Annotated in this window: 13 protein-coding genes; 8 read left to right on the forward strand and 5 right to left on the reverse strand. The window is 41.6% G+C overall.

Annotation, left to right across the window (positions count from 1 at the left end; genetic code table 11):
* Positions 1-377: 377 nt before the first annotated feature.
* Entirely contained in the window at positions 378-854 is a 477-nt protein-coding gene (locus tag KGY70_08520) for a cupin domain-containing protein (protein ID MBS3775217.1), read from the reverse strand.
* A 231-nt stretch (positions 855-1,085) separates the two neighbouring features.
* On the opposite strand from KGY70_08520, the gene KGY70_08525 reads away from it, so the two are divergent.
* The 4 genes from KGY70_08525 to KGY70_08540 are packed head-to-tail and all read left to right on the forward strand — an operon-like array spanning position 1,086 to position 5,119.
* A complete protein-coding gene (locus KGY70_08525; protein ID MBS3775218.1) occupies positions 1,086-2,336 on the forward strand; it encodes a SpoIIE family protein phosphatase in 1,251 nt (416 codons plus the stop codon).
* Between the two features lie 25 nt (positions 2,337-2,361).
* Complete coding sequence (locus KGY70_08530; GenBank protein ID MBS3775219.1) at positions 2,362-4,179, forward strand: SpoIIE family protein phosphatase; 1,818 nt, start codon at positions 2,362-2,364, stop codon at positions 4,177-4,179.
* Between the two features lie 3 nt (positions 4,180-4,182).
* Positions 4,183-4,737, forward strand: a complete 555-nt coding sequence (locus tag KGY70_08535; GenBank protein ID MBS3775220.1) for a SiaB family protein kinase — start codon at positions 4,183-4,185, stop codon at positions 4,735-4,737.
* On the forward strand, positions 4,730-5,119 hold the full coding sequence (locus KGY70_08540; protein MBS3775221.1) for a DUF1987 domain-containing protein: 390 nt from the start codon (positions 4,730-4,732) through the stop codon (positions 5,117-5,119). Before KGY70_08535 ends, KGY70_08540 begins: the two co-directional genes overlap by 8 nt.
* Positions 5,120-5,127: 8 nt before the next feature.
* Here KGY70_08540 and KGY70_08545 read toward each other — a convergent pair whose 3' ends face one another.
* Complete coding sequence (locus tag KGY70_08545) at positions 5,128-5,907, reverse strand: SDR family oxidoreductase (GenBank protein ID MBS3775222.1); 780 nt, start codon at positions 5,905-5,907, stop codon at positions 5,128-5,130.
* Between the two features lie 146 nt (positions 5,908-6,053).
* Between KGY70_08545 and ppdK the strand changes: the two genes are divergently transcribed.
* Both ppdK and KGY70_08555 read left to right on the forward strand, forming a co-directional pair.
* Positions 6,054-8,786 carry a pyruvate, phosphate dikinase gene (ppdK, locus tag KGY70_08550; protein MBS3775223.1) on the forward strand — a complete coding sequence of 911 codons (2,733 nt, stop codon included), beginning with the start codon at positions 6,054-6,056 and terminating at the stop codon, positions 8,784-8,786.
* 160 nt (positions 8,787-8,946) lie between these two features.
* A complete protein-coding gene (locus KGY70_08555) occupies positions 8,947-10,560 on the forward strand; it encodes a phosphoenolpyruvate carboxykinase (ATP) (protein MBS3775224.1) in 1,614 nt (537 codons plus the stop codon).
* Positions 10,561-10,651: 91 nt separating this feature from the next.
* Here KGY70_08555 and KGY70_08560 read toward each other — a convergent pair whose 3' ends face one another.
* The gene (locus tag KGY70_08560) at positions 10,652-10,957 is read right to left on the reverse strand and encodes a hypothetical protein (GenBank protein ID MBS3775225.1); all 306 of its coding nucleotides are present in this window, start codon (positions 10,955-10,957) and stop codon (positions 10,652-10,654) included.
* A 198-nt stretch (positions 10,958-11,155) separates the two neighbouring features.
* On the opposite strand from KGY70_08560, the gene plsY reads away from it, so the two are divergent.
* Together plsY and KGY70_08570 are read left to right on the forward strand one after the other, a co-directional pair.
* On the forward strand, positions 11,156-11,803 hold the full coding sequence (gene plsY / locus KGY70_08565) for a glycerol-3-phosphate 1-O-acyltransferase PlsY (protein ID MBS3775226.1): 648 nt from the start codon (positions 11,156-11,158) through the stop codon (positions 11,801-11,803).
* A 21-nt stretch (positions 11,804-11,824) separates the two neighbouring features.
* Complete coding sequence (locus KGY70_08570; protein ID MBS3775227.1) at positions 11,825-13,981, forward strand: cation:proton antiporter; 2,157 nt, start codon at positions 11,825-11,827, stop codon at positions 13,979-13,981.
* 71 nt (positions 13,982-14,052) lie between these two features.
* On the opposite strand, the gene KGY70_08575 is transcribed toward KGY70_08570, so the two are convergent.
* Entirely contained in the window at positions 14,053-14,802 is a 750-nt protein-coding gene (locus KGY70_08575; GenBank protein MBS3775228.1) for a mechanosensitive ion channel, read from the reverse strand.
* An 87-nt stretch (positions 14,803-14,889) separates the two neighbouring features.
* Complete coding sequence (cdaA, locus tag KGY70_08580; protein MBS3775229.1) at positions 14,890-15,675, reverse strand: diadenylate cyclase CdaA; 786 nt, start codon at positions 15,673-15,675, stop codon at positions 14,890-14,892.
* Between the last annotated feature and the right edge of the window lie 280 nt (positions 15,676-15,955).

Consider the following 15,955-nt stretch of genomic DNA (forward strand, 5'->3'; position numbering starts at 1 on the left):
AATCGTCAAGGCCTACAACAAAAATTTGTTTTTTGTCGGTCATTTTTTTCAAAAATTAAAAGATTAATACAATAAAAACTTAGCCCGAATAATTCAAGAATTATTCCTGTCTCCGACAGCGACTAAGGTTCACTAAAATTTTTTTCAAAAATTTAAGTTTCCCGAATCAAGTTCGGGACAGGCTACCTAAGTCGGGGTTAACCTACATTTTATTCATATTTATAAAAATTTATGAATAATGCAGGTTAGGAGGGGCAAAACTCATAAAAAAATTTGAATTTACACCTCCACCGGAAAATTTTTATAAAATATCGCTGGCAATGACTCCTTACAGGGCAAGTTTTGCCAAAAAAAGCAAGAATTTGACCGGTAAGGTACTAACATGGCAATTTTCTGATTGTATCTTTATGTTCCGGATATTTTTCAATCAATTCCTCTTGTGTAAACATCTCAAAATCTTCGAAATGGAATCCCGGAGACATATTGCAGCTAACCAATATAAAGCCTTCCGGTTCAGTTACTTCTGCCCCGAAAATGGTGCCTCCCGGTACCAACAACGACAGATGCTGATCCTTATCCGGGTCATCCCCCAGAATATGCTTTTCAAACTCACAGTGAGGGGTAAAAAAATACAGGTTCATCGGGGAGCCATAATGAAAGTACCAGTATTCATTATACTTCAATCTGTGAAACCGCGAAGGCACATGAGAAGGGAGTAAATAGAAGATATTTGTTGCCAGGTTACGTCCTTCCACCTTCTTTTGATGTCTATATGTTTCCCTGTAATAACCTCCTTCAGGATGTTTGACTAAATCCAGTTGTTCTATCCAATAATCCGCACTATTTTTATTCATCGTTTCCGTAAATTGATTCTCCTTTTTATTTTAAACACATCTTTAACATATCTCAGATAAAGTTTCAAAACAATCTGATGTTCATCCGTCAAAATACAAAGATATTAAATCAAACAATTTTAACAACTCATGGAATTTTTCCGAACGAATTCGTATTTTCGAGCACGATCATCATCATTAAGAAGAAACCTCAACCGATTTGATACGTAAGAAGGAATATATCATACTGCTTTGATAAGTAAGAAAGAATATACCATATTGCTGGGAGACGATTCAGAACTGGATTTAATGTTTGCTGAAGAGGTTTTAAAATCCCATAGCGAAAATTACGAAATCCTCATAGCTTATGACGGTTTGGAGGTTTGTGAAAAAGCAATCAGTCAATATCCGGATATAATATTCGTAGATATTAACTTGCCACAGATGAACGGTATTGATGTGATCCGTTTTCTGAAAAGCAACCACCATACCCAACACATACCCCTTCTTGTCATTACCGCCAGGAATAATTTTCAGGAGGCTTTTGATGCCGGGGCAACGGATTTTATTCAAAAACCCTTAACCAGGAATAACCTGATCATTCGAACCCGGTCGGCTTTAAACCTCGTCGATTCCTACAGGGCCATAGAAAAACAAAAACTGGAGATTGAAAAACGGAACCATAAGATTATCAGGCAGCATGAGTCAGTGCTTCGGCAAAAAGAAATCATAAACAGAAAAGACAAGGAAATTACTGCGGATTTAAAATATGCCAAGCGGATACAGGATGCAATACTGCCCAAACAATCGCTTTTCAGCGAGATATTTCCCCAACATTTCATTCTCAATATACCAAAACACTTTGTAAGTGGTGATTTTTACTGGGTTGAAAAAAAGGAGAACAAAGCGATTATTGCCGTTGGAGATTGTACCGGGCACGGAGTTTCCGGGGCACTGATGCACATGATGGCTCTCATTTTCCTCAATCAGGTCATCAAAAATAAATCCCTTGAAAATCCAAATGAAATTCTCGAAGCGCTGAGGGATTATGTGATCTCTTCACTCCATCAAACCGGAGGTCATGGAGAAACCCATGACGGCATGGATATGGCATTATGTATCATCGACTATACCCATCATATTATCAAATTTGCAGGTGCCAACAATCCGCTTTATATAGTCAATAACAAAGGATTGAGGGAGATTAAAGGAGATCGTATACCTGTGGGGATCAATTTCAATTATAATAAGCCATTCACTACACATGAGATAAAAGTGGATAAGGGAGACACCCTGTATTTGTTCACGGACGGGTTTCCCGATCAATTCGGCGGACCTAAGGGAAAAAAATTCAGGTACAAATATTTTAAGGAACTCCTGATCGGAAGCAATGGTACCGCGTTAAAAAAACAAAAAGAAATACTCGAACAAACATTTCACAAATGGAAGGAAGGATATGAACAGCTTGACGATGTCTTGGTGGTGGGTATCAAAATCGGTTAATATTGAAAATTTGAAAAATTATACAATGCAGACGCGCCTATACATAACGCTTATTTTATTTGTATGGTTATTTTTTTCAACAGGTGAGTCTGCTGTTGCACAAAGTCTGAACCCGGGGGACCAGAAGGAATTAGAAAAGTATGAAGAACAAATCACCCGGCACCGCAATGAAAACAACATTAGAAAAGAGCTGGAATATTCCAATAAAGTGGCTTTCATATACTGGCAAAACAACCTTTATAACAAAGCTAAGGAGTATTTTGAGCGTTGCCGGGAGATCAATGAAAAACTGGATAACAAAAACGGGATTAAACTGACAAGCTATTACCTGGGCATGATCTACTCTCAGAAGGAACAATACGACCAGGCACTGGAATCCTTTCAGAGGGGGGTAAAGATAAGCAGGGAACTGGATTTAAAAAACAGCATCCTGTCCGGCCTGATCAACCTGGCTCAGACCCATCAGGCAATGAATAATTTTAAACAATCCAACCAACATGCTCAGGAAGCTCTGGCATTAGCCAAAGAACAGGATGATATGAAATCCGTAAGGTCCTGTTACGGTTTGCTCTCTGAAAACTTCAAAAAACTGGGCAACTCCGAAAAAAGCATCAAATATTTTGACCTGTTCTCCTCCGTTGATAAGCACTTAAAAGAGGAAAGGATCTCCGATATCCAGAATAAATCCGAAAGTAAGGTAAATCAGGCTCAGGCTGAAAAACAAAAAACACAAGATGAACTGAACGAGGAGGTCAGTAAAAGAAAAAGAACTCAGGACAGCCTGCAAAGGGCTGAACGCATCAGTCGTGAAAGACAGATGCAACTTGAGATGAAAGAACTGGAAATCAAAAAGAAACAGGCCCAGCTTAAGCTGGAAAGAACCATCCGCAACTCCTTGATCATAGGATTTGTATTGATTGCCGGATTTTCCATTCTGCTTTATCGTTTCTACAAACAAAAGAAAAAAGCCCACAAAAAGCTGGAAGCACAATATCAGCAAATCAATGCTCAAAACAAGCAGATTCAGGAACAAAAGAATAAACTGGAAATTCAGAATAACAAATTAAACGATAGTCTGACTTATGCAGAAAATATCCAGTCTGCCATACTCCCGGTTCAATCTGAGTTAAAGAAAGAATTTGATATTTTCGTTTTATACCGTCCTAAAGATATCGTTTCAGGGGACTTTTACTGGTTTACCCAGGTACACGAAAACGGCATGCCCCGGCCGATAACATTTCTTGCAGTTGTGGATTGCACAGGGCACGGGGTGCCGGGTGCATTCATGTCAATGATCGGAAACCGCATATTCAATGAGATCATTTCTGAAAAACGTATTGTGGAACCTGCAAAAATACTTGAATTGTTGAATCAATACATTGTTGAAGCATTGAGACAAGAAACCACTGATAACACCGATGGAATGGATGTATGCCTTATCAGCATGGAACATACAGATAATCACCAAAAAATCATCCGTTTTGCCGGAGCCAAAAGGCCATTATATTATTACAGCAAAAGCGAAGGAGAAATTAATAAAATCAGAGGAGACCGATATTCTATCGGTGGAATCAACAAAAACAAAAAGGGAAAGGAGTTTACTACCAAGCAGCTAAACCTTCAAAAGGAGGATATACTATACCTGACTACCGATGGCATTTTCGATCAGGTAAATAATTCCCGGAAGCGATTTAGCAGCAAACGGTTTTTAAAAGTACTCAATCATAATGCAGGTCAATCTCTTGAAATACAACACAATGAAATGGAAATGGCTCTTGACGAATTCAAGGGCAATTCCGAACAAAGAGACGACATCACCGTACTGGGAGCAAAAATTATTTAATTCATGCAAGAAAAAGATACCATACATCGCATTAGTACCCACTTAATAGAGACAGAGCGGAGCCTGCTTTCTTACGAAGGCCCCTTCTTTATTGATTTACTGACCATTTTCGGGAATTATCTGAAAATTATGACAGAAAACCATTCTCTGATTCAAAAAAAATTATTCAAGATCTATGTGGAATTGTCCCAGAACGTCGCCTATTACGCAGAAGAATACATCACCCTCAATAGTGAATCGAAGAGAATTGGAATCGGAGAAATAAGAATTACAGAAGATGGGGATCAATACCAATTGATGACCAAAAATCTGGTAAAAACAAAAGATGCGAATGTTCTGTCACAACGATGCGATATCATCAACAATTCAGCTTTGGAAGATCTGAAATACCTGAAAAGAGAATTGCGAAAAAGCTCAGAAAGCAATAAACTCGGTGCCCGTATCGGGCTGGTTCAGGCCAGACTTATTTCCAACAATCATTTAGATTTTAATATAATAGAAAAGGACAGACATTATTCTTATTTTAAATTGACCGTAAAATTTGACAAGAATGAATAACATTAATCTTGAGCGAGAAGCTTCGGCGCCTTATTATCCCGGTATCTACTTTAATGCCGAAACAGGAGTGTGTGAAATTGAAGGTGAATCGTATATGGAAGAAGCCTATAAATTTTATCTCCCCCTTATCAATTGGATAAAAGAATTCACCGAAAAAGAAAAACGCAAATTATACTTCAATGTCAAACTAATGTATTTTAATACCAGTACCTCCAAATGCCTTTTGGACATATTTGAGCTCCTGAAAAAATATTCAAATGAAGGAGGTGAAATCGAAATCACCTGGTATTACGACCCGGATGACCCGGACATGATTGATGAAGTAAAAGACTTTGAACGCGAAGCGGATCTGAATTTCAACATCAAGGAACTACAAACTTAAAAAAACGATTATCCGTGGATTCCTTTAATCACTCCCCCGTCTACACTGATGGTTTGGCCGGTAATGTATTCAGACTCTGCCGACAAAAGCCATTTAGCCAGTGAAGCAAGCTTTTCAGGATCGCCAATAAACCCCACCTTTGTTTGGCGTTTCATTCGTTCTCTGGCTTCATCCAATGAGATATTTTCATCCTTGCTTTTTTTCTCAAATAACCTGTTAAGGGCCCTGGTATTATGGAATCCCGGTGCCAGAACATTTACCGTGATTCCCAGATGGGCCATCTCTTCAGAGAGGGTTTTGGCATAACCTACCACTGCCAGTCTCATGGAGGTGCTCAGCACCAGATTTTCTATAGGCTGCTTAACCGAAGCACTCTCTAAAAACAAAATCCTTCCGTATTGCTGATCCTTGAATTTGGGCAGAAGCATCCTGGTTAATTCCACTTTCCATTTCAAAAGGGAAGAATAGGCCTCATCCCAATCCTCAAGGGTAGTTTCCTCAATAAGTTTTGCAGGGGGACCTCCCGAATTCAGAAATATGCCATGTAGAAATCCGGAATCCGAGCTTTCTGCAATACGCCTGAGTGTGGCCGGCTCAGATACATCTCCGGCTACATAATCCACTTTCCCGGGATTTTGATCCTGAAGGCTCTGCAAATTGTCTTCATTACGCGCAACTGCAACAATATGAAACCCATCTTTTATCAGAGCCCGGGCAACTGCGTGGCCAAAACCACTGGTTGCGCCACAGACAATAAACTTACCGGCTTGATTTTGTTTGTCTCCCATAAAAATTCAGATTTAAATTCATTTTTTAATATTACTCGTATAAATTAAATTTGTTTACCAAATCACAAAATTTTGAATATATTTGTACCTCTAATTTTTGTAGAAACACAGAGAACTAATAGTCAAACTTTTAAAAAAGAGAAAAGATGGCAGAAAAAAGAGTTTACAGTTTTGGAAATAGACAAGCTGAAGGCGGAGCGCACATGAAGAATCTGCTCGGCGGCAAAGGTGCTAATCTTGCTGAAATGAGCTCAACAGGGGTGCCGGTACCTCCGGGCTTTACAATTACCACAGAGGTTTGTACTGAATACAACAAACTTGGCAGAGAAAAAATCGTTGAAGTCCTTAAGGATGATGTAGAAAAAGAGATAGCAAAGATTGAAGAACAAACCAACACCAAGTTTGGGAGTAATGAAACGCCTTGCCTGCTCTCTGTAAGATCTGGCGCAAGGGTTTCCATGCCGGGAATGATGGACACAGTGCTGAATCTCGGTTTAAACGATGAAGCCGTACAGGGTCTTGCCAAAAAAACCAACAACGACAGGTTCGCATGGGACTCCTACAGAAGGTTTATCCAAATGTATGGAGACGTGGTTATGGGGTTGGAACCCGAAAGCAAAGAAGATCCCGATCCGTTTGAAGAGATCATTGAGAATCTGAAAGAAAAGAAAGGGGTTGAAAAGGACGTGGATCTGACCACCGACGACCTGAAAAACATGGTTCAGGAATTCAAGAATATCATCAAAAAGCGCCTTGGAAAAGAATTTCCCCAGGATCCCTGGGAACAGTTGTGGGGTGCCATTATGGCTGTGTTCGATAGCTGGAATACCCCGCGAGCAAAGTATTATCGCCAGATGCACAAAATACCCGAAGAATGGGGTACTGCTATAAATGTAATGGCTATGGTATTCGGTAATATGGGAGAAGATTCCGGTACAGGAGTTGCCTTTACCAGAGATGCTGCAACCGGTGAAAATGTTTTCAACGGTGAATTTCTGATGAATGCACAGGGTGAAGATGTTGTGGCAGGTATTCGTACTCCCCAACAAATCACCAAGGCTGGATCACAGAACTGGGCCAAGCTTCAGGGAGTTTCAGAAGAAGAGAGGAAGAAAACATTTCCTTCTCTTGAAGAGATGTTCCCAGACATATACAAAGAACTGTATGATATACAGGAAAGTCTGGAAAAGCATTACAAAGACATGCAGGACCTTGAGTTTACCATTCAGGAAGGGAAACTATGGTTACTACAGACCCGTAACGGTAAACGTACCGGCGCGGCCATGGTCAAAATAGCTATGGATATGCTGGATGAAGGTATACTTGATGAAAAAACAGCCATTCTGCGAAATGAACCCAATAAACTGGACGAATTGCTCCATCCGGTATTTAATCCTGAAGGCCTGAAAGAAGCCACCACCATCGCCAAAGGCTTGCCTGCATCTCCGGGCGCTGCTACCGGTCAGCTCGTATTTTTTGCAGATGATGCTGAAGAATGGGGCAATCAAGGCAAAGACGTAATTCTGGCAAGGACGGAAACTTCTCCGGAAGACTTGAAAGGCATGAACCTGGCCAGAGGAATCCTGACTTCCCGCGGAGGCATGACATCCCACGCCGCTGTTGTGGCAAGGGGTATGGGAAAATGCTGTATTGCAGGCGCAGGCAGTGTCCAGATCAATTACCGGAAAAAAACCATGACCGTTGAAGGAAAAACCTATCAAGAAGGTGAATGGGTTTCTCTTAACGGAAGTACCGGTGAAATGTACGAAGGAAAAGTGCCTACACACGATCCCGAATTAAGCGGAAACTTTGCCCGGGTAATGGAGCTTTCCGAAAAATATGCCAAAATGGGCGTGCGCACGAATGCCGATACACCCTATGACTCCAAAACGGCCAGGGAGTTTGGAGCAATCGGCATCGGACTATGCCGGACCGAGCATATGTTCTTCGAAGGCGACCGGATCACAGCCATGCGTGAGATGATCCTCTCCACCAAGAAAGAAGACCGGGTAAAAGCATTGCACAAATTGCTCCCCATGCAACGGGAGGATTTCGAGGGCATATTTGAAGCCATGCAGGATCTGCCGGTAACCGTAAGGTTGCTTGATCCGCCATTGCACGAATTTGTTCCCCATGAAGAGAAGAATCAGCAGCAAATGGCCGATGAACTGGGTGTAAGCCTAGAAGAAGTTCAGAAAACCGTTGATTCTCTTCATGAAATGAACCCCATGCTGGGACACAGAGGCTGCCGCCTGGGTAATACCTATCCGGAGATTACTGAAATGCAGGTGAGAGCAATTATTGAGGCTGCTCTTAACCTCAAGAAGAAAGGCATCAAAGCCTATCCGGAAATTATGGTACCCCTGACCGGTATCTACGAGGAAATGAAAATGCAGGAAGACATTGCCCGGAGAACTGCAGAAAAAGTATTTGAAGAATACAACGACAGGGTTGATTACCTCGTCGGTACCATGATCGAAGTACCGCGTGCAACCGTAATTGCAGATAAAATTGCAGAATCAGCCGAATTCTTCTCCTTTGGTACCAACGACCTTACCCAGATGACCTTTGGTTTCTCAAGGGATGATGCAGGTAAATTCCTCCCCGTTTACATGAACAACGGGATCCTTAAGGATGACCCATTCCAGATTCTCGACCAGGAAGGCGTTGGACAACTGGTTGAAATGGGTACAAAACGAGGAAGACAAACCCGTAAAGACCTTAAGGTTGGTATCTGCGGTGAGCATGGCGGTGAACCCAGTTCTGTGGAATTCTGCCACGGGGTGGGCATGAACTATGTAAGCTGCTCACCATACAGGGTACCCATTGCTCGTCTCGCTGCAGCGCAGGCAGCCATTAAGGAGGAGCAAAACCAATAACAAAGACTATTAACAATAGTCAGAAATAAAATAAGAGAGGCTGTCCTATAACACATGGACAGTCTCTCTTATTTGATTTATAATCCTTACCTTTGGGTTAAAACCGAAAAGACCTAAAGATGCCATGAATTCCCATCCTCTTAAATCAAAAATCGATCTTTTGCTGAAATCAAAGGACCATGTTCTTTCTAACCTCCGGCGAGAAAAGATCATTCAGCACGTGCTGGATAACGAAGAAGCCTTCGTATCCCGGCAGGGTGCACTGGCAACCTGGACTTCCAAAGAATCCACAGGCCGAAGCCCCAGAGATACATTGATTGTTCAGAGTACTGAAAACAAGGGAACCATTGACTGGGACTCCCCCAACAACCTGTCCCTGGATGAGGAAACATTTAACATGGTGCTGCAGGATGCACGTAAATATCTGAATTCAAAGGAAAATATCTTTGTGACCGACCGGGTGATCGGTGCCGACCCGGGCTATGCCCTGCCGGTAAAAACCATTACGGATCATGCCCTTACTGCCTTATTCACCTTAAATATGTTCCGCCCTGTACCTGAAGAAATTGAACAAAGCATTTTTCACAACGAAGATTTTTACCTGATCTCCCTGCCGCACAATAAACTGGATAAAAACCGGTATGACGGGATACTGAGGAAACTGGAAGACGGAACCACCTCTGATATGATTGTGGCAATGGATTTTGAAAGAAGCATGGGCATCATCATCGGATCAGCCTATTTAGGCAGTGTAAAAAAACTCATGTTCACCGTAATGAACTACTATCTGCCCCGACATGGTATTTTACCCCTTCATTGTTCAGCCAATGAAAGCTCTGAAGGCGACTGTGCTTTGCTCCTGGGCCTTTCAGGTACCGGCAAAACCACCCTCTCCGCCGATCCCAGCCGGGCCCTGCTCGGAGATGACGAACACGGATGGAATGATAGAGGGATAGCCAACTTCGAGAATGGCTGTTACGCCAAGATGATCAATATTGATCCGGAGAAGGAACCGGAAATCTACGATGCAGTCATGCACGAGGATGAATACACCCAACACGGTACCATCGTGGAAAATGCCATGATATATCCCAACCGGGAATTTGATTTCAATGATGAACGGCTCACTCCAAATTCAAGGGCCTCCTATCCGCTGGATTATCTTCAGAATATAAAAAGTTCATCGGTTTCAGGGCATCCCAAAACCATTCTGTTTTTAACTGCTGATGCCTACGGGGTATTGCCACCCATTTCCAAATTGAACCCGGATCAGGCCATGCTATGGTTTCTTATGGGATACACCAGTAAAGTCCCGGGCACAGAAACAGGCATCACAGAACCTCAAGCCACTTTTTCCAGATTTTTCGGCCAGCCTTTCATGCCTGCCAACCCCGACGTTTATGCAGAAATGCTCGGTGAAAAGCTCAGCCGGTTCAACACAAATGTATATCTGATCAACACAGGATGGACCGGCGGCCCTTATGGCAAAGGAAAAAGAATTGACATAACCTATACCCGAAAAATGATCGACGCTGCCTTTTCAGGAATAATTGAAAAAGAAAATTTCCATCATGACGAGCTGTTTCATCTGGATATACCGGAAAATTGTCCTGGTATTCCGCGCGAAATGCTCTTCCCCGGAAACACGTGGGATGACGGGAAAGCATATGACCGGCAGGCTCAAAAACTGGCTCAAACATTCAGCCATACGTTCAATAAAAAGTACGGCAATAAAATTAAGGCAAACATAAAAAAACAATGCCCGGGGAAATAGCATGTAAAAAATGAGTCATACATAAAAACAGTGTTTACCATGATTATGAGTTTTTCGGTTGTTAATATTTATGTATTATGTTATATCTGGATCAAACATCTGGCTTGTAGCGTTGTAAAAAGTGGGGAATGGTTCCTGAAGGTTTCCGGATAACCGGAAAGTTCCAGGAACGGTTCCTGAAGGTTTCCGGACAACCGGAATGTTCCGGGAATGGTTCCTGAAGGTTTCCGGACAACCGGAAAGTTCCGGGAATGGTTCCTGAAGGTTTCCGGACAACCGGAAAGTACCAGGAATGGTTCCTGAAGGTTTCCGGATAACCGGAAAGTCTCAGGAATGGTTCCTCAGGGTTTCCGTTTAAATGTTTTCCCTGGAAAATGTTTTCTACAGGTTTAATCATACAATCTGTTCCTGAAGAAGTCTCAGAAAATAAAATTCTAAATTCTAAATCCGAAATTCTAAACAATCTGGAATAAAATGAGAATGCACCCCCAGACCCACTTAATTTCTTATTATTTTTGTAAAAGTTTTGTGCAATTGTTTGCGAACTATAAAGTTTAATTATAAGACAATTTAATTTTCAAACAAAAATTAACAAATGCTACAGTTGGTTAATATATTAATCGTTCCAGGTGCTTATTTAATCGGATCCATTCCATCCTCAATCTGGATAGGCCGGATGTTTTTTAATACAGATGTGAGAGAATATGGCAGTGGTAACGCAGGTGCCACCAATACCTTCCGGGTTTTGGGCACAAAACCCGGAATCATTGTATTCATCCTCGATCTTATGAAAGGGTTCCTGGCTGTAAAACTGGCCAACTTAAACCCCGAATTAATCTCCAACCCTGAATACTTTTTAACCTTGCAACTCATTTTGGGTGTAGCTGCCATACTCGGGCATGTATTTCCACTTTACGTCGGATTTAAGGGAGGCAAGGGTGTTGCTACCCTTTTCGGTGTTATTTTGGGGATCAGCCTCCTTCCTACGCTGATCATGGCCGGCGTTTTTTTTGTCACACTTTTTGCTACCCGCTACGTTTCTTTAAGCTCTATCATAGCAGGAATATCATTCCCCATCCTCACCCTTATCATCTTTAATTCCGATGCATTGCCCCTGGTTATTTTTTCAATAGCCATCCCCCTTCTGATCATTTTTACGCATCAGAAAAATATCGAGCGGCTCCTGCACAATAATGAATCAAAAGCCGACCTGTCCAAATTCGGACTGAAAGGAAAAAAGTAGATAATAAAAAAGCTTTTTTGTATGGTTGAAGGAAGTACATTTAGTGAAATCGCCACCATTTTGGGTTTGGCAACGCTGTTTGGCATTATTGGACTGAAGTTACGACAACCACTGGTAATCATGTTTCTCGCCGCGGGAATTCTTGCCGGGCCCTCAGGTTTGGGAATCATACAAAGCCATGAGCAAATAGAGTTATTGGCTCAAATAGGTATCACACTTTTGTTGTTTATTGTTGGACTGAAGCTCGATATGCATTTAATTCAAACAACCGGGCCGGTTGCAATAGTTACAGGCCTGGGTCAAATTGTTTTTACTTCAATCATCGGATTCCTGATAGCCATAACCTTCAATATGTCGTTACTTACAGCAGCATATGTTGCCGTGGCGCTTACTTTTTCAAGCACGATTATCATTGTAAAACTCTTATCTGATAAAAAAGAAATTGATTCGCTTCATGGACAGATTGCCATCGGCTTTCTGATCGTTCAAGATATTGCTGCAATTCTTGCTCTGGTTGGCTTGACAGCTCTGGGGTCATCAGTCGATAATGAAGGGCCGGCTTACATTTCTGCATTGATAATTGCTGCTAAAGGATTGGGGTTGTTAATGATTGTCGCCTTGCTAATGAAATATGTTCTTCCTTACCTCACCAAAAGGCTCGCCCATTCTTTAGAACTATTGACACTCTTTGCGATTGCATGGGCGGTTCTTCTTGGGGCAGGCAGTGAGATACTTGGATTCAGCAAAGAAGTAGGAGCATTTTTAGCAGGAATTTCTCTGGCATCGACTGAATACAGAGAATCCATAGGAGCTCGCTTGACAACGCTTCGCGATTTCCTTCTTCTGTTTTTCTTTATTGACCTTGGAGCAAGTCTGGATTGGAGCATTGTGGGTCCGCAGGTGAAACCGTCAATTATTCTTTCCTTATTCGTGCTTATTGGTAACCCGTTGATCGTGCTTACTATTATGGGACTAATGGGATATAGAAGACGTACTGGTTTTAAGGCGGGCCTAACGGTAGCTCAGATCAGCGAATTTTCTCTTATCCTGGCAGCCATGGGTTTAACCATAGGGCATATTACAGAAGAAACCGTAGGGCTTATAACCCTGGTTGGAGTTATAACCATTTTTACTTCTACTTATATGATCCTATATTCCGATCAGCTTTACAGGCTCCTGTCCGCTCCTTTGAAGCTATTTGAAAAACGAAATCCATACCGGGAAGCTGCCATAGATAGCCTTAAAGAAAATAAAACCCAAGACGTAATTATAATAGGTTTGGGACGATATGGGGGCGGACTGGCAAACTACCTTCTTCAGCGGAATAAATCCATATTGGGAGTTGATTTTGACCCCGGTAATCTTGATAAATGGCACAAACAGGGAGTAACCGTATTATATGGTGACATTACCGACCCGGAAATGTGTGAACATTTACCATTAAATAGTGTACATTGGATAGTCAGTACAGTACGATCAAGAGAGATGAATATAACCCTTGTCAGACATCTCAAAGAAAATAAGTTTGAAGGGAAAATAGCCTTGACAGCTTCCAGTGAAAAAGAAGCCGGTGAATTTGAAAATGCCGGAATTAATCTTGTATTGCGACCCCTTGCCGATGCAGCAGAGCAAGCGGGAGATACTTTAACTTATGCGATGGACGTCCTTCCCGAAAATCTAAATTGGCCCATTTCTTTTTTAGAAGTACGTATACGCCCGGATACTAATGTCACGGGACAAACCATAAGAGACATTTCGTTGAGACCAATGACGGGAGTATCTATTCTTGCTGTCAGGCGGAGTGGACATGTATATTTTGAGCCGGAACCGGATTTCAGGATTTCTTCAGGTGATCGTCTGCTTATTGTTGGAACTCCTGCCTGGTTAAAGGAGGCCGAAAGGTTACTCCATCAGTATGAAATGATTAAAGACAAGAAAGACGAAGCCCGATTTGAAGTTGCGGAAATAAGAGTTGCTCATGACTCCAAACTTGCAGAAAGATCATTAGCGGAACTCAGTTTTCGTCAAAAGTATAAAGTTACCCTGATTGGAATCCGGAGAGGTGAAAATCAAATAACTAAAATAGAGCCTTCAGAACGATTATTTGCCGGGGATTGCCTCTTTGTTATCGGAACCATCGAGGCGATTCACAACCTTAAGAAACAAGCACCTTTATAACGCGATGTTAAGTACTTTACCGGGCAAGTTGTGTCAATAAAAGCAAGAATTTGACCGGTAAGGATAGACGATTATTCCTTAATATGGACATCCCGCTGCGGGAAAGGTATTCTTACGCCGTTTTCCTTGAATTTTAGGTTGATTGAAAACCGCAGGTCGCTTTTGATATTTTCTACCCGAAAAGCATTGTTGGTCCAGAAATACAACTGAAAGTCAAGCGAAGAATTTCCAAAATCGTAAAACCGCACAAAGGGTTTGGGTGTATCTGTAATTCCCTCATGTTCATAAGCACATTCTTCAAGTATTTTTTTAACAAGCTCCACATCCGATCCATAGGCTACCCCCACCCCCACATAAAACCTGGTGCGCTGTTCAATGATACTCCAGTTGATTACATTTTCCTCTATAAATTTTGAATTGGGAATGATCAGAATGATGTTGTCGCGGCTTTCGATCTTGGTGGTGCGGAAGCCAATTTCCTTCACGATACCGATAATTCCATCAAGCTCTACCACATCCCCCAACTTAAGATTGCCTTCAAACAATAGAAACAAGCCTGAAATAAGGTCCTTAAATACCTGTTGCAGGCCAAGTCCAACACCGATCAGCAGGGCTGTGGACCCGGCCAGGAGTAAAGTAATTTTTATGCCAACGGTATCCAGGATCAGAAATATAACAATAATCCATATAAGATATTTAACGAGTTGAAATACCGCAAAGCCTTTTGTTTGATCCCCGGCTCTTTTAAAAAGGGATTTTTTAAATAGGCGTTTGAGGCCCCACAATATCGCAAGAGTAACCCCAACTATAACAAAAGCCATAACGAGATCATATAAAGTAATCGTCAAATTACTTGTTTCTACTAGCTTATAGCTTAATATAGAGTTTAAAACCACCATAAAATGTCTTTATTCTTTCTCAAAATTTTCTTTAAGTATTTGTCTGAGCCGGTTCGGTCCGATATTGGTTTCAAGCTCACCATGTTTCGCAAAAGAAATGGCTCCTGTTTCTTCCGATACCACAATGACCACTGCATCGGTTCGTTCCGTCAGTCCTATGGCAGCTCTGTGGCGCATACCAAACCGGGGAGGAAGATCCACCCTTTCAGAAGTAGGCAATGCACAGCTTGCAGCAATGATCTTATCTTTACGGATGATCACAGAACCATCATGCAAAGGATTGTTCTTAAAAAAAATGCTCTGCAGCAAACGATTGGATGTATCCGCATTAATAATCACCCCCGTTTTTTCATAATGATTCAGGTTATCCCTCCGGGCTATCGCAATAAGGGCGCCCGTTTTAAAGGCCGACATATCCGTACAGGCTTTTACGATCTCAGTAGTCTTTATCCTGGGCTTTGCCTTTGTTTTTAGCGAAAACAAATTGGCCAGGGAAAATTGATAATTGGATATATACCGGCTGCCTACGATAAGAAGGAACCTTCTGATCTCCTGCTGAAATACAATGATCAGGGCAATTAAACCTCCTCCGATCACCTGGCCCAGGATGGAACTGAGAAGCTCCATGTCAAGAGCTCTTACAATAAGCCACAGAAGATACAAGGAAAATATCCCAACGAAAATGTTGATGGCTACTGTTCCTTTAATGAGGTTATAAAACTGATATAACAGAAAAGCAACCAGCAGGATGTCCAAAATATCCAATATTCTTATGGTAATAAAGCCTGCAATCATATTGTTGTTAAAACCCCATTGAATAATCATTCAAAAATAAAAAAAACCAGATAAACTGGAAAGCCTAAATTCTAAATCCTAAATGCTAAATTCTAAACTCTAAACTCTAAACTCTAAATTCTAAACTCTAAATTCTAAACTCTAAATTCTAAATTCTAAATTCTAAACTCTAAATTCTAAATTCCCCGCCTGCCGGAAGGCAGGTAAATCCTATACCAATTGACTAACAATTCCCCGTTGAAGTTCGGTATTTTTCTATAAGTGTGATCACCTCTCTGGT

It is taken from the genome of Bacteroidales bacterium, from assembly GCA_018334875.1.
In the GTDB taxonomy this organism is placed as follows: Bacteria; Bacteroidota; Bacteroidia; order Bacteroidales; family UBA12077; genus JAGXLC01.